Here is a 23,529-nt window from a genome sequence, read left to right on the forward strand (position 1 = left end):
AAAATACTACAATTATAAAAGATATAATTGTAGTATTTATGGTTAAGACTAGTATAGGCTATTTGATAATACAGCACCATCACTTATTTTAATAATACGATCTGCATAAGCTAACATTTCTTCGTCATGCGTCACCATTAGTGTTGTAATTTGTAATGTTGCTGTTAATTCTCTTAGCAATAACATAATTTCTATAGAACGCTGTGAATCTAAGCTGGCTGTTGGCTCATCTGCAAATAATATTTTGGGTTGATGTATAATAGCACGTGCAATAGCAACACGCTGCTTTTCACCACCCGATAATACAGCAGGATATGCTGCTGTGCGATGTGACATGCCTACTAATTGCAAAAGGCGATGTACTTCTGATTTTTGTTGATGCTTGTTTAATGGTGATTCGGCAATATCTAGCATTAATAGTAGCTGCTCCTCCACTGTCAGAAATGGCACAAGATAGGAAAACTGAAACACAAAGCCAAATTTGCTGGCACGTAATTTTCGCATCTGCTCCGCATTCATTGCTGTAAGATTTTGATCTTCAAATAACACTTGCCCATCTGTTGCGGATTGTAGCCCAGCAGCTATTGTTAAAAGCGTGCTTTTTCCTGAACCTGATGCACCCACTAATGCTGTAATTTCTCCTTGTTTTAAAGTAAGGTTAATGCCCTTTAAAATTTCCTCCTCAACTTCACCATTTTTAAATGTTTTTCTTACATTATCCATTGCAAATAATGTCATCATTAAGCCTCCCCTTGCTTTATTGCTTGTAATGGTTCAATCTTTTTAATTTGCAACCCTGACAGTGTAGCTCCAATAAAGCCGATTATTAAAAACACGAGTGATAATTGAAACGTTGTGCCAATTGTTAATGTAAATGGCATTCCTTTTGGGGAAATAATACTGAATAGTTGACTCAAACTACTCGATAGCACTAGTGAAATAACTGTAATAATCATCATCTGCATCCAAATCATTTTAAATAATTTACTTGTCTTTAAACCAATTGCTTTTAAAATGCCATACAAACCAATTTTTTGTACATTCATCATATAGAAGAAAATTGCAAATAGCATACCGCTAATTACTACTAAAAACCATATAATCATATTTAACGATAGCTGTTCCGCACTATAGCTTGGAATTGTGTGAAGAAATTCTTTATTGCTATACGCTTGTAACCCTTGAAATTCTTTAGATTTGCTGTTTGGTAAATAAATCAATTGCATCTCTTGTACACGATACATTTCTTCATATGCCTCTTTACTTATATAAGCAACAGGCGCATGGCTATATTTCTTTTGCTCAATAAAACCTTTTACAATAAATTGACCACTATATTGCTGACTTGTTACTATTTCTCCAACTTGAATGCCTTTATCCCGTAATGAGCTATCTAAAAATATTTCATTTTGCTGTACATGCTGAAAGAATGGTGATTCTGTAGAGGTTACAAAAGCAACACTTTGCTGTTTATCATCTTCATTGTTTAAAAAGCCCATTTGAATTGAAAAAGCTACTGCCTCTTGTTCCTTACTAATAATTTCCCGTTGAAGTTCCTGATCAATTTTTGACAGGCTAAATGTGTCATCTGCATCATCAGTCATATAAAATTGCCCCTTCGGTAAATCTTTAATAAAAGCTGCATTATCTTGTGACAGACCATTTGCCAAACCTGAAATAATAAATGTTAAAAAACTAACTAAGAAAATAATGGAGCCTAAAATTAAAAACCGTATTTTATTCTTCTTAATGTCTTTCCAAGCAAGATTCATTACTAATCCCTCCACTTTTAAACTACTCACAGCTTAAAACTGTTACATGAACAGAACATGAACTCCTTATTAAAAAATAAAAACCACTCTAAAGAATAAAACTATTCTTATCAAGTGGTTCTTATACTAAAGCCTTTCTTATTTTTGTGAAGTGGGCTTATAAATAAAAGATACTTTCCTTTATTCGGATCAATACCCTTAATTTTCCTATTTACATTCGCAAATGGAAGCTTGTCAATTGCTTCCTCTATCATTTTGCTTAATTTCCGAACTTTTATTCCTCTGCCCTTCCTTAGTAGATAAGATGTTGTTTTGTTAACTCGGTAGCATCTTATAATCAGGGCAACAGGTATGCTTCTAAAGATGTAAAGGAGGAATTAAGTATATGGAAAAAATTGAACGAAAACAGCAAGTAAAGAACATTATCTACATCATTAAACACAATCTGGCAAAAAATGATGATGAAACAGAGCAATTTAACAATGAAAATCAACAAATATCTCTTATATGCTTTATATCTTATCGTAGCGAAACACCTACTCACGGCTAAATTGTGAAGGACTTTCATAGCTGACTCTAAATGCCACATTAGCGTCAGCTACTGGCTCAGGTATTTATAGTTGTCATTCTTGAAAGTGGCAACGTTACTCATATTTGCGATAACGAAGAAGGTCCTGCTCCTATGGAGGGCACTGAAAAAGTCCCTCAGGCACAAGTGAGAGAGTACAGGAACGAATATTCGTTCCTGTACTCTCTTTTTCTTCGATGCCGTTGATTTCCATTGCGGCGGACGCGTTTCGCGGGCACGGCTCCAGCCTTCTCCCTCGCTTTGCTCAGTCCGGGTGCTTCCGCTCGTGCTGTTCCCGCAGAAGTCGCCGCCTCCATTCCAATCAACTGGGACCACTTTCATCACTAGAAGGGTTTTCCTCTCGTATAATCTCACAAATTTCCTGTATAATTAAAGGACTAATAAAAGGTGGTGCGACCATGATTTCTAAACAGGAAACATTCAATTTAAGCCCGTACATGGCGTTGTACGATTTAATTATTCCAAAGGACAATATGCTTCGCCAAATCAATGAACTTGTGGATTTCTCATTTATTCTAGACGAACTAAAATCGAAATACTGTTTAGTTAATGGCCGTAACGCGATTCCACCGATTCGCATGTTTAAATATTTACTGTTAAAAGCGATTCATGACCTGTCGGATGCCGACCTTATCGAACGTTCAAAATTCGATATGTCCTTTAAATATTTTTTAGATATGGCACCAGAAGAGGAAGTGATCGACCCCAGTTCCCTGACAAAATTCCGTCGACTCCGTCTTCAAGATATGAATTTATTAGATTTACTGATTCAGAAAACTGTTGAAATTGCTTTAGAGAAAGGACTACTCCTTAGTAAAATGGTGATTGTCGACGCTACCCATACAAAAGCGCGATATAACCAGAAAACGCCCAAAGAATTTTTACAGGAAAAATCCAAAAATGTACGTAAAGCCGTGTATCAACTAGACGAAAACATGGTCGGAAAATTCCCTGAGAAGCCTGCGTCAAATGAAGTCACAGAAGAATTAGATTACTGTCGTCAAGTAGTTGAAGCAGTCGAAACACAATCAAAGGTTGCACAAATCCCGGCTGTGAAAGAAAAATTAAATGTTTTAAAAGAAGTGATAGATGATTATGAGAATCATTTAAGCTATTCAAATGATCCGGATGCACGTGTTGGCCATAAGTCAGCAGATTCTTCTTTCTTTGGTTTTAAAACGCATATTGCGATGAGTGATGAACGTATTATTACAGCAGCGGTTGTGACGACGGGTGAAAAAAGTGATGGGCACTATTTACAAGAGTTGGTAGAGAAAAGTAGAACTGCCGGCATGGAAATTGACACGGTGATTGGTGATGCCGCCTATTCCTGGAAAGAGAATTTAGTGTATGCAAAATCGGAGCAGTTTCAGTTAATTTCAAAGTTAAATCCAGTAATCACAAATGGCAGCGGACAACGGAAAATTGAATTTGATTATAACAAGGATGCGGGTATGTTTGTTTGTCCAGCGGGGCACATGGCAACTCACAAAAGACGTACGGGCAGGAAAACCCTGAATCAAAGTTTAACGTTTCATTTTGATATTGAAAAATGTAAAGTTTGCCCGATGCGAGAGGGCTGTTATAAGGAAGGGGCGAAAAGTAAAACGTATAGTGTAACGATTCAATCCGATACACATCAAGAACAAGCAGCATTCCAGGAAACAGCCGAATTCAAAGCACTTGCCAGCAAACGCTATAAAATCGAAGCGAAAAATAGTGAATTAAAGAACCCACACGGCTTTAAAACAGCAAAATCGGCGGGTTTATTTGGCATGGAAATTCAAGGAGCCACGACGATCTTTGCGGTCAATCTGAAACGGATACTCAAACTACTGAGTGAAAAAGAGTAGGAAAAAAGAAAGAAATAAGGCACCTTCCATTCAAAAACGAATGGAAAGTGCCTTATTTTTGTTTGAAAAACTAATTCATCGTAAAAAATGTAAGTTTTTCAGTGCCCTCGCTCCTATGCAGGCTTTTACTACGGTGACAATTGCTCGCTGTGTTGGGGGCACAGTCATAACAACCTACAACAATACATATACATTGGGAGAATATAGATATGGGAGGTAGAGGAATGGACGACAAGAACGCTCATGATCAGACGAACAATCAAAGTTGGCAAGGCGGCTCACATTCGTCGCGCTACTCGCAGACGGTAGGGGAGCGTGGTCCGATTCTGGAACAAGATACCATGCTACATGAAAAAAATGAAACCTTTATCCATGAAACAATTTTAGAGCGCCCCTTGCATGTGAAAGGCTTTGGAGCCTTTGGCTATTTCGAAACATTTAACTCGATGGCAGCCTATACAAAGCTTTGTTTTTTGCAGCAGCCAGGTCAGAAAGTTCCTGTTGCCGTCCGATTCTCACTGGCGGCAAGCAACAAGGGAACGCCAGACACTTCACGCAATGTGCGGGGCTTCTCGACTAAATTTTATACCGAGCAAGGTATCTTCGACTTAATATGCAACCATCTTCCCGTGTTTACGGTGCGTGACCCAATGCGGTTTGTAGAAACCGTCAGCGCCTTCAACCCATCGCCTGTCAACAACTTGATGGATCCCAATCGGTTCTGGAGCTTCTATGCGAACAATCCCGAGGCGACGCATTTCGTGCTGCAACTGTACTCCGATCTAGGGACGATCAAGAGCCTCCGCCACATTCCGGGTTACAGCGTAAGTACCTATGTTTGGAAGAATGAGCAGGGAGCTCGTACTTATGTAAAATACAACTGGATTCCGCTAGCCGGCGTGCAATATATCGATAGTCAGGAGGCAGCGCGACTTGCCTGCGAAAATCCAGATTACGCTGGTAAGGATCTCTATGACACAATTGCTCAAGGAGTACCAGTCGAATATGGGTTGTACGTACAGCTTATGAATCCACAAGACGAAGCCTCACTGCCATTCGATCCGCTAGACGATACAAAGGTATGGGATGCACAGCAGTACCCGCTGCTACCAGTCGGCAAGATGGTATTGAACCAAAATCCCAATAATTATAAAGAACAGGTGGAAAAGCTGGCCTTTTCCCCGTCTAATATGCTGGAGGGCGTCGAGTTTTCCTTCGATAGAGTGCTTCAAGGTCGTTCCAATATCTATACGGATTCACAACGTTATCGATTAGGACCGAATTTCCGTAGCATACCGATCAACCATCAGGCGAACTGGAAGCCATCAGACGAGGTAACGAGCAGCATGGGCAGCTATGTGGCAGGCCGGCTCGAACGCACTGCACCTCCAAAAGGTGATGATTTCACGCAGCCAGGGCAATTTTACAACTCGCTAGCGCCTGTGCTTCAGGAGCATTTAGTCCACAACATTGCCTCTGATCTTGGGGCTGCCTCTCCAAAGCTGCAACAGATTGTGTTAGGTTATCTAACCCAAGCAAGCCCAGAGCTGGGAGAACGTGTTGCCCGACAAATTGGGACTAAAGGAAAGAGGTAGTACCTGTCTAATCGTCAAACAATAGAGAAACCCAAACGTCCTGAAACAAAACGCTAGCCTTTCTCGAATTCCGACTGCCCTCCGTTTATAAAACTGAGGGCATATTTTTATACAATCAGCTACTTAAAAACATTTATCGAAGAAACCTACTACTTAAGCAACATATTCTAGTTTGCATACGAGTAACTCCCTTTCATACATATATTGAGCGTGAGTGGATGTTAAGCTTATCTATAGCATCTAGCATCTTCAGTCAATACCGTGAGTGTAATAAACAAAATAAAAAAAGTTCATCAGAGATAATCTCTAATGAACCATTATTAGTTAATTTGATACCGGTGGTCGGGGTCGAACCGACACTCCAGAAGGAACACGATTTTGAGTCGTGCGCGTCTGCCAATTCCGCCACACCGGCATAATAAAGATAAAAAAAATCGGATAATCCGATTAGCAGTAAAAATATGGAGGCGGCAACCGGATTTGAACCGGTGATAAGGGTGTTGCAGACCCGTGCCTTACCACTTGGCTATGCCGCCATCATATTTGGAGCGGAAGACGAGGTTCGAACTCGCGACCCCCACCTTGGCAAGGTGGTGTTCTACCACTGAACTACTTCCGCATAAAATGGCTGGGGTACTAGGATTCGAACCTAGGCATGACGGAATCAAAATCCGTTGCCTTACCGCTTGGCTATACCCCAACGTTAAAATGGGGCGACTGATGGGAATCGAACCCACGAATGTCGGAACCACAATCCGATGCGTTAACCACTTCGCCACAATCGCCATTATTATAATTGCTATTAATTTTATATTTGATGGGGCGACTGATGGGAATCGAACCCACGAATGCCGGAACCACAATCCGGTGCGTTAACCACTTCGCCACAATCGCCATAAAATTAATTGGCAGGGGCAGTAGGAATCGAACCCACACCAAAGGTTTTGGAGACCTCTATTCTACCGTTGAACTATGCCCCTATAATCAATAAAGCTGGTGGAGGGGGACGGATTCGAACCGCCGAACCCTAAGGAGCGGATTTACAGTCCGCCGCGTTTAGCCACTTCGCTACCCCTCCGGTAAGATGGTGCCGGCTATAGGAATCGAACCCACGACCTACTGATTACAAGTCAGTTGCTCTACCTGCTGAGCTAAACCGGCATAATAAATATGGTGGGTCAGGACGGAATCGAACCGCCGACACTTAGAGCTTCAATCTAATGCTCTACCAACTGAGCTACTGACCCACATGTTAAAATAAATGGCGGTCCCGACCGGGATCGAACCGGCGATCTCCTGCGTGACAGGCAGGCATGTTAACCGCTACACCACGGGACCATTTGATTGCTTTCATCCATAAAAAATTGGTTGCGGGGGCCGGATTTGAACCAACGACCTTCGGGTTATGAGCCCGACGAGCTACCACTGCTCCACCCCGCGACAATAATATGCATTTAGTAAAAATAATGGTGGAGGATGACGGGCTCGAACCGCCGACCCCCTGCTTGTAAGGCAGGTGCTCTCCCAGCTGAGCTAATCCTCCATCTGGGTATTAAATAAAATGGTGACCCCTACGGGATTCGAACCCGTGTTACCGCCGTGAAAGGGCGGTGTCTTAACCACTTGACCAAGGGGCCTTCGTTTGGAATAAATCAAAGTGCTGGCGGAGAGTAAGGGATTTGAACCCTTGAGACAGTGTTAACCGCCTACACGATTTCCAATCGTGCTCCTTCGGCCACTCGGACAACTCTCCAAGAATGGCTCCGAAGGCAGGACTCGAACCTGCGACAACCTGATTAACAGTCAGGTGCTACTACCAACTGAGCTACTTCGGAATAATTTTAATATACAGCCTAGCGACGTCCTACTCTCACAGGGGGAAGCCCCCAACTACCATCGGCGCGAAAGAGCTTAACTTCCGTGTTCGGGATGGGAACGGGTGTGACCTCTTTGCCATTATCACTAGACTATTTAAAAGACAAGATTTATTATAACAGGTTTTGTTATTATTGCAAGCTTTTTTTAAAACTTTCTTGTTCTTTCAAAACTGGATAAACGGTGCATTGAATTGCGTCAAACTGGTTTTGGTTAAGTCCTCGATCGATTAGTATTCGTCAGCTCCATGTGTCACCACACTTCCACCTCGAACCTATCTACCTCATCGTCTTTGAGGGATCTTACTTACTTGCGTAATGGGAAATCTCATCTTGAGGGGGGCTTCATGCTTAGATGCTTTCAGCACTTATCCCGTCCACACATAGCTACCCAGCGATGCCTTTGGCAAGACAACTGGTACACCAGCGGTGTGTCCATCCCGGTCCTCTCGTACTAAGGACAGCTCCTCTCAAATTTCCTACGCCCACGACGGATAGGGACCGAACTGTCTCACGACGTTCTGAACCCAGCTCGCGTACCGCTTTAATGGGCGAACAGCCCAACCCTTGGGACCGACTACAGCCCCAGGATGCGATGAGCCGACATCGAGGTGCCAAACCTCCCCGTCGATGTGGACTCTTGGGGGAGATAAGCCTGTTATCCCCGGGGTAGCTTTTATCCGTTGAGCGATGGCCCTTCCATGCGGAACCACCGGATCACTAAGCCCGTCTTTCGACCCTGCTCGACTTGTCGGTCTCGCAGTCAAGCTCCCTTGTGCCTTTACACTCTACGAATGATTTCCAACCATTCTGAGGGAACCTTTGGGCGCCTCCGTTACCTTTTAGGAGGCGACCGCCCCAGTCAAACTGTCCGCCTGACACTGTCTCCTGCCCCGCTAAGGGGCATGGGTTAGAATTTCAATACAACCAGGGTAGTATCCCACCGACGCCTCCTTCGAAGCTGGCGCTCCGAGATCTCTGGCTCCTACCTATCCTGTACAAGTTGTACCAAAATTCAATATCAGGCTACAGTAAAGCTCCACGGGGTCTTTCCGTCCTGTCGCGGGTAACCTGCATCTTCACAGGTACTATAATTTCACCGAGTCTCTCGTTGAGACAGTGCCCAGATCGTTACGCCTTTCGTGCGGGTCGGAACTTACCCGACAAGGAATTTCGCTACCTTAGGACCGTTATAGTTACGGCCGCCGTTTACTGGGGCTTCAATTCGTAGCTTCGCTTGCGCTAACCACTCCTCTTAACCTTCCAGCACCGGGCAGGCGTCAGCCCCTATACGTCACCTTACGGTTTTGCAGAGACCTGTGTTTTTGCTAAACAGTCGCCTGGGCCTATTCACTGCGGCTCTCTCGGGCTTTCACCCTAACAGAGCACCCCTTCTCCCGAAGTTACGGGGTCATTTTGCCGAGTTCCTTAACGAGAGTTCTCTCGCACACCTTAGGATTCTCTCCTCGACTACCTGTGTCGGTTTGCGGTACGGGCACCTCTCACCTCGATAGAGGCTTTTCTTGGCAGTGTGAAATCAGGAACTTCGTCCATACGGACTCGCCATCACAGCTTGGCGTTACAGTGTGCGGATTTGCCTACACACACGCCTTACTGCTTGGACGCGCATTTCCAACAGCGCGCTTACCCTATCCTCCTGCGTCCCCCCATTTCTCAAACGGTGAGGAGGTGGTACAGGAATATCAACCTGTTGTCCATCGCCTACGCCTATCGGCCTCGGCTTAGGTCCCGACTAACCCTGAGCGGACGAGCCTTCCTCAGGAAACCTTAGTCATACGGTGGACGGGATTCTCACCCGTCTTTCGCTACTCATACCGGCATTCTCACTTCTAAGCGCTCCACCAGTCCTTCCGGTCTGACTTCAACGCCCTTAGAACGCTCTCCTACCACTGACATCGTAGATGTCAATCCACAGCTTCGGTGAATCGTTTAGCCCCGATACATTTTCGGCGCAGCGTCACTCGACCAGTGAGCTATTACGCACTCTTTAAATGATGGCTGCTTCTAAGCCAACATCCTGGTTGTCTGTGCAACGCCACATCCTTTTCCACTTAACGATTACTTTGGGACCTTAGCTGGTGGTCTGGGCTGTTTCCCTTTTGACTACGGATCTTATCACTCGCAGTCTGACTCCCGTGTATAAATATCTGGCATTCGGAGTTTGTCTGAATTCGGTAAACCGGGATGGCCCCCTAGTCCAAACAGTGCTCTACCTCCAGTATTCTCATCACGAGGCTAGCCCTAAAGCTATTTCGGAGAGAACCAGCTATCTCCAAGTTCGATTGGAATTTCTCCGCTACCCACACCTCATCCCCGCACTTTTCAACGTGCGTGGGTTCGGGCCTCCAGTAAGTGTTACCTTACCTTCACCCTGGACATGGGTAGATCACCTGGTTTCGGGTCTACGACCACGTACTACTTCGCCCTATTCAGACTCGCTTTCGCTGCGGCTCCGCCTTCTACAGCTTAACCTTGCACGTAATCGTAACTCGCCGGTTCATTCTACAAAAGGCACGCTATCACCCATGAACGGGCTCTAACTACTTGTAGGCACACGGTTTCAGGTTCTCTTTCACTCCCCTCCCGGGGTGCTTTTCACCTTTCCCTCACGGTACTGGTTCACTATCGGTCACTAGGTAGTATTTAGCCTTGGGAGATGGTCCTCCCGGATTCCGACGGAATTTCACGTGTTCCGCCGTACTCAGGATCCACTCAGGAGAGAACGAACTTTCGACTACAGGGCTATTACCTGCTCTGGCGGACCTTTCCAAGTCGCTTCATCTAACTCGCTCTTTTGTAACTCCGTATAGAGTGTCCTACAACCCCAAGAGGCAAGCCTCTTGGTTTGGGCTCTTCCCGTTTCGCTCGCCGCTACTCAGGGAATCGATTTTTCTTTCTCTTCCTCCAGGTACTTAGATGTTTCAGTTCCCTGGGTCTGCCTTCAAGACGCTATGTATTCACGTCAAGATACTACGCCATTAAACGTAGTGGGTTCCCCCATTCGGAAATCTCCGGATCAAAGCTCACTTACAGCTCCCCGAAGCATATCGGTGTTAGTGCCGTCCTTCTTCGGCTCCTAGTGCCAAGGCATTCGCCGTGCGCCCTTAATAACTTAACCGTCGGCTTTCGATATACGTCGTTATCCAGCGTCAGCTTCATTCGCTCGCTCAGTCACGTACAGAGGTACGCTCCTTTACTCACTCAATCGCTTCCTTGTCTAACTCGTATCTCAAAACCCTTAAATTATTAAGCCTAAAAAACTTAAAAAATAAATGTGTTTGTTACAATTTCAATGTCGTTTTATCCAGTTTTCAAAGAACAAAGCTACTACCTGCTTCTACTTCTTCGCAGCTTTGCGACGAAAGCGTAGCGACAGGAGCGCATATATGAAGTCTTTCATTCAGAAGAATGAACCTTCAAAACTGAACAGCAAAACGTAATCGTACAAACCCAAGGTTTGTATTCCGAAAATATCCTTAGAAAGGAGGTGATCCAGCCGCACCTTCCGATACGGCTACCTTGTTACGACTTCACCCCAATCATCTATCCCACCTTCGGCGGCTGGCTCCAAAAGGTTACCTCACCGACTTCGGGTGTTACAAACTCTCGTGGTGTGACGGGCGGTGTGTACAAGGCCCGGGAACGTATTCACCGCGGCATGCTGATCCGCGATTACTAGCGATTCCGGCTTCATGTAGGCGAGTTGCAGCCTACAATCCGAACTGAGAACGACTTTATCGGATTAGCTCCCTCTCGCGAGTTGGCAACCGTTTGTATCGTCCATTGTAGCACGTGTGTAGCCCAGGTCATAAGGGGCATGATGATTTGACGTCATCCCCACCTTCCTCCGGTTTGTCACCGGCAGTCACCTTAGAGTGCCCAACTAAATGATGGCAACTAAGATCAAGGGTTGCGCTCGTTGCGGGACTTAACCCAACATCTCACGACACGAGCTGACGACAACCATGCACCACCTGTCACCGTTGCCCCCGAAGGGGAAACTATATCTCTACAGTGGTCAACGGGATGTCAAGACCTGGTAAGGTTCTTCGCGTTGCTTCGAATTAAACCACATGCTCCACCGCTTGTGCGGGCCCCCGTCAATTCCTTTGAGTTTCAGTCTTGCGACCGTACTCCCCAGGCGGAGTGCTTAATGCGTTAGCTGCAGCACTAAGGGGCGGAAACCCCCTAACACTTAGCACTCATCGTTTACGGCGTGGACTACCAGGGTATCTAATCCTGTTTGCTCCCCACGCTTTCGCGCCTCAGCGTCAGTTACAGACCAGAAAGTCGCCTTCGCCACTGGTGTTCCTCCAAATCTCTACGCATTTCACCGCTACACTTGGAATTCCACTTTCCTCTTCTGCACTCAAGTCCCCCAGTTTCCAATGACCCTCCACGGTTGAGCCGTGGGCTTTCACATCAGACTTAAAGGACCGCCTGCGCGCGCTTTACGCCCAATAATTCCGGACAACGCTTGCCACCTACGTATTACCGCGGCTGCTGGCACGTAGTTAGCCGTGGCTTTCTAATAAGGTACCGTCAAGGTACAGCCAGTTACTACTGTACTTGTTCTTCCCTTACAACAGAGTTTTACGATCCGAAAACCTTCTTCACTCACGCGGCGTTGCTCCATCAGGCTTTCGCCCATTGTGGAAGATTCCCTACTGCTGCCTCCCGTAGGAGTCTGGGCCGTGTCTCAGTCCCAGTGTGGCCGATCACCCTCTCAGGTCGGCTACGCATCGTCGCCTTGGTGAGCCGTTACCTCACCAACTAGCTAATGCGCCGCGGGTCCATCCTGTAGCGATAGCAGAACCATCTTTCAACTCAAAAACATGTGTTTCCAAGTATCATTCGGTATTAGCCCCGGTTTCCCGGAGTTATCCCCAACTACAGGGTAGGTTACCCACGTGTTACTCACCCGTCCGCCGCTAACGTCAGAGGAGCAAGCTCCTCCTCTGTTCGCTCGACTTGCATGTATTAGGCACGCCGCCAGCGTTCGTCCTGAGCCAGGATCAAACTCTCCATAAAAAGAAATTTGATTTGCTCAAATTGTTTTGCTGGCATCTCATCTTCATTCGATGTCCAAATTTATTTCGTTCACTTACCAAAGTAAGCTACTAAAATTTATTGATTACGTTTTGCTTGTTCAGTTTTCAAGGTTCATATTTTGCTTCAGTCGTTTTTCAGCGACTTCTTCATATTAACATTTCACTCAAATCATGTCAATCACTTTTTTTAAAAAAGTTATTTGCATTTTATTATTGAGTTTTCCGTTATGTCTTAGCGACAATTAATATAATACAATACCAAGATAGTATTCGTCAACTATTTTTCTAAAAAAATATCGAGGCATTTTTTTATACCTCGATTACAAGCATACTACAATCATTGCCCTATTTCTAGAGCATCTTTATTTACCTTGTAGTGACGATGAAAAATCATATCATTTTTCGCAACAACTGGTTCTACTTGAATATAGCCTTTATCCACCAAATACTCTACAAACACTTCTAAATCTACTGAATAATTTACAAGCTCATGATGATCATGTAGCTCTTGAATTGACCATGTTTCCTTCGATTGCATAACCTCTAGTATATGTTGTGCACCATCTCTTGTGCGAGAGTGAATTAAAAACTCACTTGCTAAAAATAATAGCTCTAGTCGCTTTTCAATTGGTTCATTACTCGTTATAAGCTCCTCGTACAGCTTATAGATCGCTGGCTCAATTTTTTTTACCTGTGCCCAAACAGTTACTTCTGGATAAAGTCCACTATCAATGATTGATAAACGCCCTAAATGATGTAAGGAATCAACTACATGATTATAAGCATCTAAGTAGCTTCCTTTATCAAAGTATTCTTTCCCCTCTAAATAACGTCGAATAAGCTTTGAGAATTGAATACCTGTTTTTATTTTACGACCATTGAAAGGGAATTCCTGTAACTCTATTTTTAACTTATGCAAAAATTCATTGCGATCAAATAATACTCTGCCAAAGAATATCCAATCGACTACCTTCTTATTAGAACCAATGAGTAACCATTTTCTTATCAATTTCTCCGTAACAGTATGTAGAGCGACTTTATTTCCTTCATATAAGTAATGTTTCGAAAAAACTGGCTGCTCTGCTTCTTTTACAATAATCAGCAAAACTGTATCGAATGTATCTGTAACATTACTTTGCTCTTCACGCTTTTCCACTAAAATAACGCCTAACGTATTCGACTGACTTGCACGCTCTTGATAGATTGGACGCAATACTTGTTCCACGCTCAGCCCTCCTTTATTTCTTTAGCTCCCTGTGTTCCGTTAAAAATTCGACATACTCTAAAAGTATTCCTGCTTTCATCCATCTCAAAGCTAAAATACTTTGTCCTTATATGTTATAGTAGATTTTAGATTGGGAGGCAAGATGAAAAATGAAACCTTATAAAAGTAAAATTAATAAAATTCGTTCATTCGCATTAGCGTTAATCTTCATCGGCTTTGTTGTGATGTATGGGGGCATTTTCTTTAAAAATAGCCCAATACTCGTGCTAATTTTCATGACATTAGGGGTACTATGCATTATTGGTAGTACAGTTGTTTACGCTTGGATTGGCTTGCTATCAACAAGAGCTGTGCAAGTTGAGTGCCCTAATTGTCATAAACATACAAAAGTTTTAGGTCGCGTAGATATGTGCATGTACTGCAATGAACCGTTAACGCTTGATCCTACTCTCGAAGGTAAAGAGTTTGACCAATCCTATAATAATAAAACAAAAAAATCCTAGCCCTTTTTTAGGAGCTAGGATTTTTTATTGTACCTTAGCAATAGCACCTTTACATGATGGACAAGTGCCGTATATCTCTAAACGATGCGAATGCACATCAAAGCCTGTAACCTGTGATGCAAATTGCTCAATTTCGTCGAGTCCAGGATAATGGAAATCAACAATCTTACCGCAACATTCACAGATCATATGGTAATGATCATTTGTTACAAAATCAAAGCGGCTTGAGGCATCTCCATAAGTAAGCTCTTTTACAAGACCTACCTCACGAAATACACGTAGGTTGTTATAAACAGTTGCTACACTCATATTAGGAAACTTTCCTTCAAGTGCTTTATAAATTTCATCGGCAGTAGGATGTGCCATTGATTGAATCAAATATTCCAAAATAGCATGACGTTGAGGGGTAATACGTACACCAGTTGTTTTTAACGTGTCAAGTGCATCTTGTAAATGCGTTGCAGACATCGTCATGCACCTCTTCCATAAGTATTATTAATTTATAATTGTTATAAATAGTGTATCGAATTCCCCCTGCTTCGTCAACAATCATACATTTCTTCTTCCCACTCAATCTTAAAAATTTCTTAGTATCCTCTTGATAAATCCATGACATTTTCTAAATCGGTTTCTCCCTTTAACCATTTAGCTAAGCTTGGTTTAAAAATCTCTAAACTGCGCTCCACATAACGAGATGAATGGCTTGATATATGTGGGGATACAACAACATTTGGGAATGTCCATAATGGATGATCCGCTGGCAAAGGTTCTTCCTCAAAAACATCTAACACAGCATAGCCAATTTCTTCCGCCTGAATAGCTTGAATCAATACCTTTTCATCAACTAAGTTACCTCGGCCAAAATTCATAAAAATAGCATTGTTTTTCATAGCTACAAAATGCTCTTCTTTTAATAAATGTGTCGTTCCCTCTGTTTTCGGTAGTACCGAAATAACAATATCCGCACTTGGCAATGCTTCGATTAATTGTACAAAGCTAACCATTTTATCCATATAAGGCGCTTCTTTACCGGAACGATTACAGCCCACTGTTGCTACACCAAAGGCTTGCAATAAGCGACCAACCTCTGAACCAATCGCACCTGGTCCTAAAATAAGCGCTGTGCTATCACGTAATTCTGTTTGTTTTGCTTTTTTTGACCATTCACTCATTTTTTGTTGCTCATATATCCAAGGCAATGCACGCTTAATAGCTAAAATATGTGCTAGCATCGATTCTGCCATTGGTGTTTTATGAATACCACGAACATTCGATACTAAAATTCCTCGCTCCATAATGGCTTGCGCAGGCATTTTTTCAATGCCTGCGGATGCTACAAAAATCCACTTTAAGTTAGTTGCATATTGGATATTATTTTCTGTTAAATCTTCACCATATGTAACTAACACATCTGCTTTAGCTAGCTCTTCATTCGATAAACCATTTTCAAAAATAAAGTCCACCTGTGGAAATTGTGCTAGCAATGGCTCACGTAAATCAGGTCTTGGTTCAAACGTAAAATAAATTCTCATGTTGTCGCCTCCTGCTCTGCTAAATAAGCATACACTTCTTCAATATGATTTTTCACGCGTACTTTGCGCCAAGCTTTCTCTAGCTTTCCTTCCGGATCAATCAAAAATGTTGAGCGCTCAACCCCCATAAATTCACGTCCATACATTTTCTTGAGCACCCAGACACCATAAGCTTCAGCCACCTTATGATCCTCATCTACCAACAATGAAAATGGTAGCTTATGCTTATCAATAAACTTTGTATGTTTGTTAGCATCATCTGGACTTACGCCGAGAATAACAGCATTCAACTGGCTGAAATCCTCAAATTTATCACGAAAATCACATGCCTCTGTTGTACAGCCTGGTGTCATATCCTTTGGATAAAAATATAAAATCACATATTGTCCTATGAAATCTGCTAAATGCACTAACTCCCCTTTTTCATTTATTAAAGAAAAGTCTGGTGCTTTTTGTCCTTCTATTACAGTCATGTTCATCTCCTCCTTTGTAGGTTCTATTTTACTCTAAGTCATAAATCAAGTCATATCTCTTCATTTTTTTTGGATTTCTTACACTGATAGGTCTACAATAGATAGCAGATAAAATTTTAGGAGGCAATACTTATGAATCATGCAAAATCCGAAGCACTACATGCAGAGGCACTACAACATATCGTTGGTGGGGTAAACAGCCCCTCACGTTCATATAAGGCAGTAGGTGGCGGTTCTCCTGTGGCAATGGCTCGCGGGAAAGGCGCTTATTTTTGGGATGTAGATGGCAATCGTTATATTGACTATCTTGCAGCATATGGACCTCTTGTAACTGGACATGGTCATCCACATATCGCCAAAGCAATTGCACATGCAGCCGAAAATGGTACATTGTTTGGAACACCAACTGAATATGAAGTGACATTTGCTAAAATGCTGAAAGAGGCAATTCCCTCAATGGATAAAGTGCGCTTTAACAACTCAGGTACAGAGGCTGTTATGACAACTATTCGTGTTGCGCGTGCCTATACAGGACGTACGAAAATTATGAAATTTGCGGGCTGCTACCATGGGCACTTTGATTTAGTATTAGTAGCTGCGGGCTCTGGACCTGCTACATTAGGAACACCAGATTCAGCAGGTGTTACAACTTCTACTGCGGAAGAAGTAATTACTGTGCCTTTCAATAATCCTGAAGCCTTTATAGAGGCAATGGATACATGGGGAGAGCAAATTGCGGCGATCCTAATAGAGCCAATTGTAGGGAACTTTGGTATTGTTGAGCCAAAGCTAGGCTTCCTAGAGCTTGTTCATGCGACTGCAAAGGAAAAAGGTGCTTTAACAATTTACGATGAGGTGATTACAGCATTCCGCTTCCATTATGGCGGTGCTCAAAATTTACTTGGCCTAACACCTGACCTGACAGCACTTGGAAAAGTTATTGGTGGCGGGTTGCCAATCGGTGCATATGGCGGTCGTAAAGATATTATGGAAACAGTTGCTCCACTCGGTCCAGCATACCAAGCCGGGACAATGGCTGGAAACCCTGCATCTATGCAAGCTGGTATCGCCTGCCTTGAAGTGCTACAAACACCGGGTATTTATGATGAAATGGATCGCCTTGGCGGTATTTTGGAGCAAGGCATTTTAGCTGCGGCAAAAAAGCATAATATCACAATAACGGTTAATCGTCTGAAAGGAGCATTGACTGTTTACTTTACCGATGTGCAGGTAGAAAACTATGAGCAGGCAGAAAATACGGATGGTGAAGTATTTGGCCGCTTCTTTAAATTAATGCTTGAACAGGGTATTAATTTAGCACCTTCCAAATATGAGGCATGGTTCTTAACAACTGAACATACAGAGGCAGATATTCTTGAAACGATTAAGGCTGTAGATCACGCTTTTTCCCAATTGTAATTAGGTGACAGTTTAAAGGCGGCTTGCTAACGGAAGTCGCCTTTTTTCATTCCCGCATGCAAATCTATGTATTTTATAAGCACTTCCTTCTATAATGTAAAGAAGCTTAAAAATTTTAGACAGAAAGGACATCCATTTTCTATGAAATTAGGTGCCCGCGTATTTAAAACTGGTGTAGCTATTGTATTAGCACTGTTTATTGCAGAATTGTTAAATCTACCTTCACCTGTTTTTGCTGGGATTGCAGCAATTTTTGCGATTCAGCCTTCTATTTATCGCTCTTATCAAACCATTGTAGAACAAGTACAAGCAAATATTATAGGCGCTGCTATTGCTGTTGTATTTGGTCTACTTTTTGGTCATCACGTTGTTGCTATTGGTATAGCTGTTATTATAACAATTGGTGTCATGTTAAAGTTTAAACTTGAAAAATCGTTGTCACTGGCACTCGTATCTGTTGTTGCTATTATGGAGTTTCAAAGGGATGACTTTCTAACCTTTGGATTGATACGCTTTTGCACAATATTAATTGGAGTATTGGCAGCATTTGTTGTCAATCTTGTGTTTTTACCACCAAAATATGAGGTAAAGCTATTCCGTAAAATTTATATTTTACAGGATGATATTATTCGCTGGACACGACTTGCTGTACGCCAAGCTTCTGAGCATACATCCACAAAGGGAGCATTAAGTAAATTTAAAAGTCGTATGCTGCGAGTGGATGCACTTTATGAATTATATAAAGAAGAGCGAAACTACTTTAAAAATAAAAAATATGTAAAAGCACGCAAGCTAGTTGTTTATCGCCAAATGATTTTAACCTCTAAACGAAGCTTAGAGCTGCTACAACGCTTGCATAAACATGAAAATGAATTAGCTCAACTACCAACGCAATTTCATTTAATGATTCAGGAGCGGCTTGATTCCTTGCTCACATACCATGAGCAACTGCTGTTAAAATATACAGGAAAATTAAAGCCTGAGCATTCGGAGTGGAGTAAAAGCATTGACTATGTCCAAAGAAATGAACTGATGGAGATTTTTATTAAGCAAATTAACTTTGCGCGCGAGGAAGGCGATACAGAGTTTTCAAGCTACCACTTGCTCTATATTTTATCGCGAATTTTAGATTACGAGGAAAACTTAGAGCATCTTGATACGCTCATTGTATCTTATCAAAATCATCACGGACATGAAATTAATGTGGAGTTTGAGGAAGAATTTATCTAATTATAGAAAACGACAGATTGGGAAAATCCAATTTGTCGTTTTTTTATATTTTATCTATAAAATTGTGAATATTTCATCAATTAAGTATAATGTATATAACAATAGGAGGCGATATAGAATATGGTGAATTTAGGGAAAATAGAGTTAACGAAAAAAGGGCAATCAGTAAACTTAACAAAATCACAACAGCAGGAAATTGGGGAAATTCTAATTAACTTAAATTGGAATCAGCAAGCAGCAAAACCCTCTGGCGGGTTTTTATCTTCTTTATTTGGCGCAAAATCAAATGGTCAGATTGATTTAGATTTAGGCTGTTTATATGAATTAACGGATGGTAGCAAAAGCTGTGTACAAGCTCTTGGTAATTTATTTGGTAGCTTGCATACCCCGCCTTTTATTGAATTAGACGGTGATGATCGTACGGGTATGGTAAGTGGTGGAGAAAATTTACGCATTAATGGAAATAAGGTAAGCGATATTAAGCGTGTGCTAGTCTATGCCTTTATTTATGAAGGGGTAGCAAATTGGTCTGAAGCAGATGGCGTTGTAACCGTCAATTACGGAGCAGGCCCTAATATTGAAGTGCGTTTAAATGAACATCGGAATGGCAAAAATATGTGTGCGATTGCTATGATTGAAAATGTCAATAATGAAACCTTTAAAGTGGAACGTCTTGTTGATTATTTTAGTGGACATCAGGATATGGACAAAGCCTATAATTGGGGGCTTTCTTGGCAGGCTGGTAGAAAATAATAAGTGATTTATATATAAAAGCCAGCATCATTTAGGAAAAGCCGATGCTGGCTTGGTGGATAGTGGTTAATGACGTAATGCTATTAGCTGCTGTTCTGCCTGCTGACGCTGGGCTACCTGCTTATCGCGCAATTTACGATAGTTAGTAATACCTGAAATAATTGTATCCCATACTTCTTCAAGTGTTTGTGTTGTAGCTGGCTGCTGTGCCAAAGAAGTGCTTAATTGAACTGCATCATTATTTGCGCCTCCATATTGCTTCATCCGATTTTCAAAGGCCGCTGCTGATTGATTTTGTAATTGCTGACGTTTTTCATTCATAGCATTGATAATACTCATTTTAAAAACAGGGATAGTCTTTACAAAGGCTCCATTAATTTGCTCAATCAGCTCACTATTCCCATTACGCAGCATCTCAATTTGTGGAGCCGCTAAAATTGCAACCATACGTGACTTCTCCAGCTCATCTATCTTCTGTGCCAGCATTTCAGCAATGGCTTGTAGATTATTTAACTCCATCTTAGCCATCTGGTTGCCTGCTGTGCTCTGCTTTTCATACATTGGTATAAGCGTAGTTGTTACTTCCTGTAACTTTAGCTCTGCTGCTACAATATATTTCTCAAGCTCCAGATAAAACGTTAAATCCTCATTATATAAGCGAGCAAGCATCCGATTATCCTTCGCCAATTCCTCTTCCATCAGCACAAATTGATAATGAATCTTTTCAATATCTCTACCAAGTGTATTATATTTTGCAAACAAATCTTCGTCGTTTTTAGGTTTCTGTTTAAATAGCTTTCTAAAAAAGCCTCTCTGCTCAATCACTTCTTTTTTATCGAATTTTGCCATTAAGGCTTCAAGCTGCTTTAATAATTCACCTGACTCATTCACTTTCGAATTTCCTATCATCTTTAAAATTTGATCTGAGAAATGGGATAGCTTCGTTGCAGGCGCTTTTCCTAGTTCCATTAGCTCTAGCTGGTTTTTTATATTAATGCCATTAGCAATTTGCTGTACTTCAGCACTCTCTTTTAATTGCTGCTTCACGGTTGCTGCAGTTTCTGCTGTTAGCTGCTCCAACATCATTATTTTGTAAGCCTCCTTTCTATCTATTAAAAAAATCGATTAAAGAGCTTTTTAATAATAGTATCAGGTGCATTTTTATCTTGCTTTGGCTCTTCATATTGCAGATCAAATAGCATATGCTCTAGTCGATGTATATCGTAGCAATCCTCCTGTAAATGCTTTTCTAAATCAAGCTTGCCTGTTGGATTATAAAAAATAATATCCACACCGAAACGATTTAAAAATGCTAGTAATACAATATCCTCACGTGACAAGGCTGGCTGTTGCGGTGCTTGGTATAAGACAAGTTTAGGTACTTCCTGTGCGTAGTCAAAGCCTTGCAGTAGGCGCAAGATCTCCTGTGGAATCATCGTTAATTGTTTAAAGATAAATAGCTGTAAATGATACAATGTTTCATTTGGCTCTTGCTTGAGCATCGGCTGTTCACACGAAGTTTTGATTGTATGGGCAATGGCACGCTGTAACTCCAATGTTAACTCATCATACTGCCACCAATCACTTTGCATAATACGCTCTATCGATAGCTCACCATTTACTAAGCAGTGTTGATAATGAAAATGGTAATTGGCTTTGCTTGTTTTTGTATATGGAAATTCCTTGATAAAAACAGTTTGTGGATTCGCTAGTAGCTGATGCATATAATACCAGTATTCTTCACGTTGACTTGAAACGCCACTAACCTTTGCAAAGATAACAGGAATCACAACTTCATTCCCTATCACTTCAAATTGTGGACGAACAAGTGCCTTTTCCTTTGCATAGATAAAAATATCATCATAGGTCATTCTTAATGTCAATGAACGTGGCATAAAATCTTTAAATTGCCAAGGCTTATAAACACCTGATTGCTGATCGTGCATCAATTGTTCAAAATGCTGACTAGAACGATAGCCAACAGTTGCTTGCCGATCACGCAGCTTATCAGGGAATGGCTGTAACGTTGTGTGATTTGCATATGAGTATGTAATCGAAAATGTATCTGTTGCATCAATTTCTGCAAATTCATCTATTTTCGCTGGATGGAAAATTAACACATCACATCCAAGCTCCATTAATAATAATAAAAAATAACGTTGACTAATGGTCGTTTCACCATACCAAACCACTTTAGGAAAGTCATCTGTTGGCTTCATTGATTTTGTCCATTGAATCCAATGGTTTTTCAGCCATTTCACCATATCAATTAAAAAGCGGCGAAATTCATTGGCAAGTAGCCCCAATGCCTGCTGCTGTTGAAAAAGCTCCACAACTTTAATGGTTGCTAGCTGTAAATGTCGATTCATGGTACTATCATCATGCTTAGGAATTAACTGATAGCCATACATCATCGCAACTAAACGATTAATTGACAGCCCTTTAGGTGCTTGCTGATGTTGCGCTAAAATCGCTTGGATAGCCTGAAAGTCTTTTTGCTCAATATATTTATTTAATTCTTCACTTAAAATATGGATATGCTCGTTTTGTGATAAATTAAATAATGAATTAAAATAGTCATCTTCTTCGATAGGTACACCTAAAACGCGCACAGCAATTCGGCTAAAGCTTATTTGCTGAGCTGTTTCCTCATAAAATGCACGATTCTTTGGTGAATCTTGAAATGCCTGCAGCCAATCATCAGGATGACGCTCCAACACTGGTTTAATTGTGATTGCTTGCATACAAACGCCACCTCCTCAAAAATCATCCTTCACATCGTTCTTGTGCTATTAAGCAGCTGTTTTTTAATGATCTATACAATCGTTTGTTTTACTGCTAGTTGTAACACGGTTTCTAGTAAATTCTTTGTAAATGCTTCACCAGTATATGTGGAATACGTTGTATTTGCTAGTACAGCTGGCTGCTTATCCTTTAAATCACCATGATATGGCGTAAATGCTACATCAGCCATTGCTAGCATTCCATAATCCATCATTGAATCGCCCGCTGCTATATGCATATCATATGTACAAAATTGTTTGATATATTCTATTGCCGCTTCCTTTGTCAGCACCTTTGGCATTATATATAATTTTGTCCCTTGCAGTAGCACAGACCAACCATATGCATCAAACTCTTGAATCATTGCTTGTAGTTCATCCTGCTGAAAAACATCAATATCTACATGATGTACATAGAAAAGATTATCAATATACAATGAACGCTGCAGCCAAATATCGGATTTTACCGCATCGAAATGCTTTAACATATCCTCACGCGGTATGGAAGAATCCTCAATACGCTGTGCTAACAATGCAGCCCATTTTTCACTCGGCTGACCCTTTTCTAATATTGTACCCCCATTACTTGTAATAGCAAAGGCAGGACATAGCTCGGCAATAAAATGAATTCTCTTATATTGATGCAATGCTCTTGTTGTCACTGGTACAAATAATGTTTGCTGATGTACTTGCTGTAATAGGGGGACCGTGGCATCGGTCATCCTACTCTTCGCTTCATTCCCCTTATGTTCAACAATAACAGGTGCTGTTGCTGGTGGAAACATTTCCAGCATGCGTTGAGAATAAATCAATGTTCGATCTAAATCTGATGTAAATAGTATCATAATTGGACTCC

At 41.8% G+C, this 23,529-nt stretch carries 16 protein-coding genes, 16 tRNA genes and 3 rRNA genes; 7 read left to right on the top strand and 28 right to left on the bottom strand.

Annotation, left to right across the window (positions count from 1 at the left end; all coding sequences use genetic code 11):
- Positions 1–48: 48 nt before the first annotated feature.
- Together MHB42_RS16285 and MHB42_RS16290 are read right to left on the bottom strand one after the other, a co-directional pair.
- Positions 49–738: an ABC transporter ATP-binding protein gene (locus MHB42_RS16285; RefSeq protein ID WP_340808622.1), complete on the bottom strand. Its 690-nt coding sequence runs from the start codon at positions 736–738 to the stop codon at positions 49–51.
- A gap of 2 nt (positions 739–740) precedes the next feature.
- On the bottom strand, positions 741–1,772 hold the full coding sequence (locus MHB42_RS16290) for an ABC transporter permease (RefSeq protein ID WP_340807480.1): 1,032 nt from the start codon (positions 1,770–1,772) through the stop codon (positions 741–743).
- Between the two features lie 385 nt (positions 1,773–2,157).
- Here MHB42_RS16290 and MHB42_RS16295 point away from each other — a divergent pair, with 385 nt between their 5' ends.
- The 3 genes from MHB42_RS16295 to MHB42_RS16305 all read left to right on the top strand — a co-directional run bounded on the left by MHB42_RS16295 (position 2,158) and on the right by MHB42_RS16305 (position 5,809).
- On the top strand, positions 2,158–2,322 hold the full coding sequence (locus tag MHB42_RS16295) for a hypothetical protein (protein ID WP_340807481.1): 165 nt from the start codon (positions 2,158–2,160) through the stop codon (positions 2,320–2,322).
- 437 nt (positions 2,323–2,759) lie between these two features.
- Positions 2,760–4,214, top strand: a complete 1,455-nt coding sequence (locus tag MHB42_RS16300) for an IS1182 family transposase (protein WP_340805685.1) — start codon at positions 2,760–2,762, stop codon at positions 4,212–4,214.
- Between the two features lie 224 nt (positions 4,215–4,438).
- Positions 4,439–5,809 carry a catalase gene (locus tag MHB42_RS16305; RefSeq protein WP_340807482.1) on the top strand — a complete coding sequence of 457 codons (1,371 nt, stop codon included), beginning with the start codon at positions 4,439–4,441 and terminating at the stop codon, positions 5,807–5,809.
- A 333-nt stretch (positions 5,810–6,142) separates the two neighbouring features.
- On the opposite strand, the gene MHB42_RS16310 is transcribed toward MHB42_RS16305, so the two are convergent.
- The 20 genes from MHB42_RS16310 to MHB42_RS16405 all read right to left on the bottom strand — a co-directional run bounded on the left by MHB42_RS16310 (position 6,143) and on the right by MHB42_RS16405 (position 13,980).
- Positions 6,143–6,224, bottom strand: a tRNA-Leu gene (locus tag MHB42_RS16310).
- A gap of 47 nt (positions 6,225–6,271) precedes the next feature.
- Positions 6,272–6,345, bottom strand: a tRNA-Cys gene (locus tag MHB42_RS16315).
- Between the two features lie 8 nt (positions 6,346–6,353).
- Positions 6,354–6,428: transfer RNA gene (locus tag MHB42_RS16320), tRNA-Gly, on the bottom strand.
- Positions 6,429–6,434: 6 nt separating this feature from the next.
- Positions 6,435–6,509, bottom strand: a tRNA-Gln gene (locus tag MHB42_RS16325).
- Between the two features lie 9 nt (positions 6,510–6,518).
- A tRNA-His gene (locus MHB42_RS16330) sits at positions 6,519–6,594 on the bottom strand.
- Between the two features lie 33 nt (positions 6,595–6,627).
- Positions 6,628–6,703, bottom strand: a tRNA-His gene (locus MHB42_RS16335).
- 12 nt (positions 6,704–6,715) lie between these two features.
- Positions 6,716–6,789: transfer RNA gene (locus tag MHB42_RS16340), tRNA-Trp, on the bottom strand.
- A gap of 14 nt (positions 6,790–6,803) precedes the next feature.
- Positions 6,804–6,887 (bottom strand) — tRNA-Tyr (locus MHB42_RS16345).
- Positions 6,888–6,894: 7 nt separating this feature from the next.
- Positions 6,895–6,970, bottom strand: a tRNA-Thr gene (locus tag MHB42_RS16350).
- 10 nt (positions 6,971–6,980) lie between these two features.
- Positions 6,981–7,056, bottom strand: a tRNA-Phe gene (locus MHB42_RS16355).
- Between the two features lie 15 nt (positions 7,057–7,071).
- Positions 7,072–7,147 (bottom strand) — tRNA-Asp (locus MHB42_RS16360).
- Positions 7,148–7,174: 27 nt separating this feature from the next.
- Positions 7,175–7,249 (bottom strand) — tRNA-Met (locus MHB42_RS16365).
- Positions 7,250–7,276: 27 nt separating this feature from the next.
- A tRNA-Val gene (locus MHB42_RS16370) sits at positions 7,277–7,352 on the bottom strand.
- Between the two features lie 19 nt (positions 7,353–7,371).
- Positions 7,372–7,446, bottom strand: a tRNA-Glu gene (locus MHB42_RS16375).
- A gap of 24 nt (positions 7,447–7,470) precedes the next feature.
- A tRNA-Ser gene (locus tag MHB42_RS16380) sits at positions 7,471–7,562 on the bottom strand.
- A gap of 5 nt (positions 7,563–7,567) precedes the next feature.
- Positions 7,568–7,644, bottom strand: a tRNA-Asn gene (locus tag MHB42_RS16385).
- 16 nt (positions 7,645–7,660) lie between these two features.
- Positions 7,661–7,776 (bottom strand): 5S ribosomal RNA (gene rrf, locus MHB42_RS16390).
- Between the two features lie 117 nt (positions 7,777–7,893).
- Positions 7,894–10,822 (bottom strand): 23S ribosomal RNA (locus MHB42_RS16395).
- Positions 10,823–11,184: 362 nt separating this feature from the next.
- A 16S ribosomal RNA gene (locus MHB42_RS16400) occupies positions 11,185–12,735 on the bottom strand.
- Together the 16S, 23S and 5S rRNA genes with 16 tRNA genes alongside form the textbook arrangement of a ribosomal RNA operon.
- A 357-nt stretch (positions 12,736–13,092) precedes the next feature.
- A complete protein-coding gene (locus MHB42_RS16405; protein ID WP_340807483.1) occupies positions 13,093–13,980 on the bottom strand; it encodes a nucleotidyltransferase-like protein in 888 nt (295 codons plus the stop codon).
- Positions 13,981–14,129: 149 nt separating this feature from the next.
- On the opposite strand from MHB42_RS16405, the gene MHB42_RS16410 reads away from it, so the two are divergent.
- Positions 14,130–14,483 (top strand): YgzB family protein, encoded by a 354-nt coding sequence (locus MHB42_RS16410; protein ID WP_340807484.1) that lies wholly within the window; start codon positions 14,130–14,132, stop codon positions 14,481–14,483.
- Positions 14,484–14,507: 24 nt separating this feature from the next.
- On the opposite strand, the gene perR is transcribed toward MHB42_RS16410, so the two are convergent.
- The 3 genes from perR to bcp form a co-directional block, all read right to left on the bottom strand.
- A complete protein-coding gene (perR, locus tag MHB42_RS16415) occupies positions 14,508–14,951 on the bottom strand; it encodes a peroxide-responsive transcriptional repressor PerR (RefSeq protein WP_340807485.1) in 444 nt (147 codons plus the stop codon).
- A 119-nt stretch (positions 14,952–15,070) separates the two neighbouring features.
- Positions 15,071–16,015, bottom strand: coding sequence for a D-2-hydroxyacid dehydrogenase (locus MHB42_RS16420; RefSeq protein WP_340807486.1), 945 nt, complete (start codon positions 16,013–16,015; stop codon positions 15,071–15,073).
- Complete coding sequence (gene bcp, locus MHB42_RS16425) at positions 16,012–16,488, bottom strand: thioredoxin-dependent thiol peroxidase (RefSeq protein WP_340807487.1); 477 nt, start codon at positions 16,486–16,488, stop codon at positions 16,012–16,014. Before bcp ends, MHB42_RS16420 begins: the two co-directional genes overlap by 4 nt.
- A 132-nt stretch (positions 16,489–16,620) precedes the next feature.
- On the opposite strand from bcp, the gene MHB42_RS16430 reads away from it, so the two are divergent.
- The 3 genes from MHB42_RS16430 (at position 16,621) to MHB42_RS16440 (ending at position 19,890) form a co-directional block, all read left to right on the top strand.
- Positions 16,621–17,907, top strand: a complete 1,287-nt coding sequence (locus MHB42_RS16430; protein WP_340807488.1) for a glutamate-1-semialdehyde 2,1-aminomutase — start codon at positions 16,621–16,623, stop codon at positions 17,905–17,907.
- A gap of 141 nt (positions 17,908–18,048) precedes the next feature.
- Complete coding sequence (locus tag MHB42_RS16435) at positions 18,049–19,137, top strand: FUSC family protein (RefSeq protein WP_340807489.1); 1,089 nt, start codon at positions 18,049–18,051, stop codon at positions 19,135–19,137.
- Between the two features lie 120 nt (positions 19,138–19,257).
- Positions 19,258–19,890 (top strand): TerD family protein, encoded by a 633-nt coding sequence (locus MHB42_RS16440; RefSeq protein ID WP_340807491.1) that lies wholly within the window; start codon positions 19,258–19,260, stop codon positions 19,888–19,890.
- Positions 19,891–19,956: 66 nt separating this feature from the next.
- On the opposite strand, the gene MHB42_RS16445 is transcribed toward MHB42_RS16440, so the two are convergent.
- The 3 genes from MHB42_RS16445 to MHB42_RS16455 form a co-directional block, all read right to left on the bottom strand.
- Complete coding sequence (locus MHB42_RS16445) at positions 19,957–20,976, bottom strand: toxic anion resistance protein (RefSeq protein ID WP_340807492.1); 1,020 nt, start codon at positions 20,974–20,976, stop codon at positions 19,957–19,959.
- A gap of 26 nt (positions 20,977–21,002) precedes the next feature.
- Complete coding sequence (locus tag MHB42_RS16450; RefSeq protein ID WP_340807493.1) at positions 21,003–22,634, bottom strand: YceG family protein; 1,632 nt, start codon at positions 22,632–22,634, stop codon at positions 21,003–21,005.
- A gap of 71 nt (positions 22,635–22,705) precedes the next feature.
- Positions 22,706–23,518 (bottom strand): HAD family hydrolase, encoded by an 813-nt coding sequence (locus MHB42_RS16455; protein WP_340807495.1) that lies wholly within the window; start codon positions 23,516–23,518, stop codon positions 22,706–22,708.
- Between the last annotated feature and the right edge of the window lie 11 nt (positions 23,519–23,529).

Origin of the sequence: Lysinibacillus sp. FSL K6-0232 (genome assembly GCF_038008325.1) — a bacterium.
Classification (GTDB): domain Bacteria; phylum Bacillota; class Bacilli; order Bacillales_A; family Planococcaceae; genus Lysinibacillus.

Bases quoted from the DNA above. Each gene is read 5' to 3' on its own strand.
- MHB42_RS16285 (WP_340808622.1), bottom strand. From the start codon at position 738: ATGACATTATTTGCAATGGATAATGTAAGAAAAACATTTAAAAATGGT.
- MHB42_RS16290 (WP_340807480.1), bottom strand. From the start codon at position 1,772: ATGAATCTTGCTTGGAAAGACATTAAGAAGAATAAAATACGGTTTTTA.
- MHB42_RS16295 (WP_340807481.1), top strand. From the start codon at position 2,158: ATGGAAAAAATTGAACGAAAACAGCAAGTAAAGAACATTATCTACATC.
- MHB42_RS16300 (WP_340805685.1), top strand. From the start codon at position 2,760: ATGATTTCTAAACAGGAAACATTCAATTTAAGCCCGTACATGGCGTTG.
- MHB42_RS16305 (WP_340807482.1), top strand. From the start codon at position 4,439: ATGGACGACAAGAACGCTCATGATCAGACGAACAATCAAAGTTGGCAA.
- MHB42_RS16410 (WP_340807484.1), top strand. From the start codon at position 14,130: ATGAAACCTTATAAAAGTAAAATTAATAAAATTCGTTCATTCGCATTA.
- perR (WP_340807485.1), bottom strand. From the start codon at position 14,951: ATGTCTGCAACGCATTTACAAGATGCACTTGACACGTTAAAAACAACT.
- MHB42_RS16420 (WP_340807486.1), bottom strand. From the start codon at position 16,015: ATGAGAATTTATTTTACGTTTGAACCAAGACCTGATTTACGTGAGCCA.
- bcp (WP_340807487.1), bottom strand. From the start codon at position 16,488: ATGACTGTAATAGAAGGACAAAAAGCACCAGACTTTTCTTTAATAAAT.
- MHB42_RS16430 (WP_340807488.1), top strand. From the start codon at position 16,621: ATGAATCATGCAAAATCCGAAGCACTACATGCAGAGGCACTACAACAT.
- MHB42_RS16435 (WP_340807489.1), top strand. From the start codon at position 18,049: ATGAAATTAGGTGCCCGCGTATTTAAAACTGGTGTAGCTATTGTATTA.
- MHB42_RS16440 (WP_340807491.1), top strand. From the start codon at position 19,258: ATGGTGAATTTAGGGAAAATAGAGTTAACGAAAAAAGGGCAATCAGTA.
- MHB42_RS16445 (WP_340807492.1), bottom strand. From the start codon at position 20,976: ATGATGTTGGAGCAGCTAACAGCAGAAACTGCAGCAACCGTGAAGCAG.
- MHB42_RS16450 (WP_340807493.1), bottom strand. From the start codon at position 22,634: ATGCAAGCAATCACAATTAAACCAGTGTTGGAGCGTCATCCTGATGAT.
- MHB42_RS16455 (WP_340807495.1), bottom strand. From the start codon at position 23,518: ATGATACTATTTACATCAGATTTAGATCGAACATTGATTTATTCTCAA.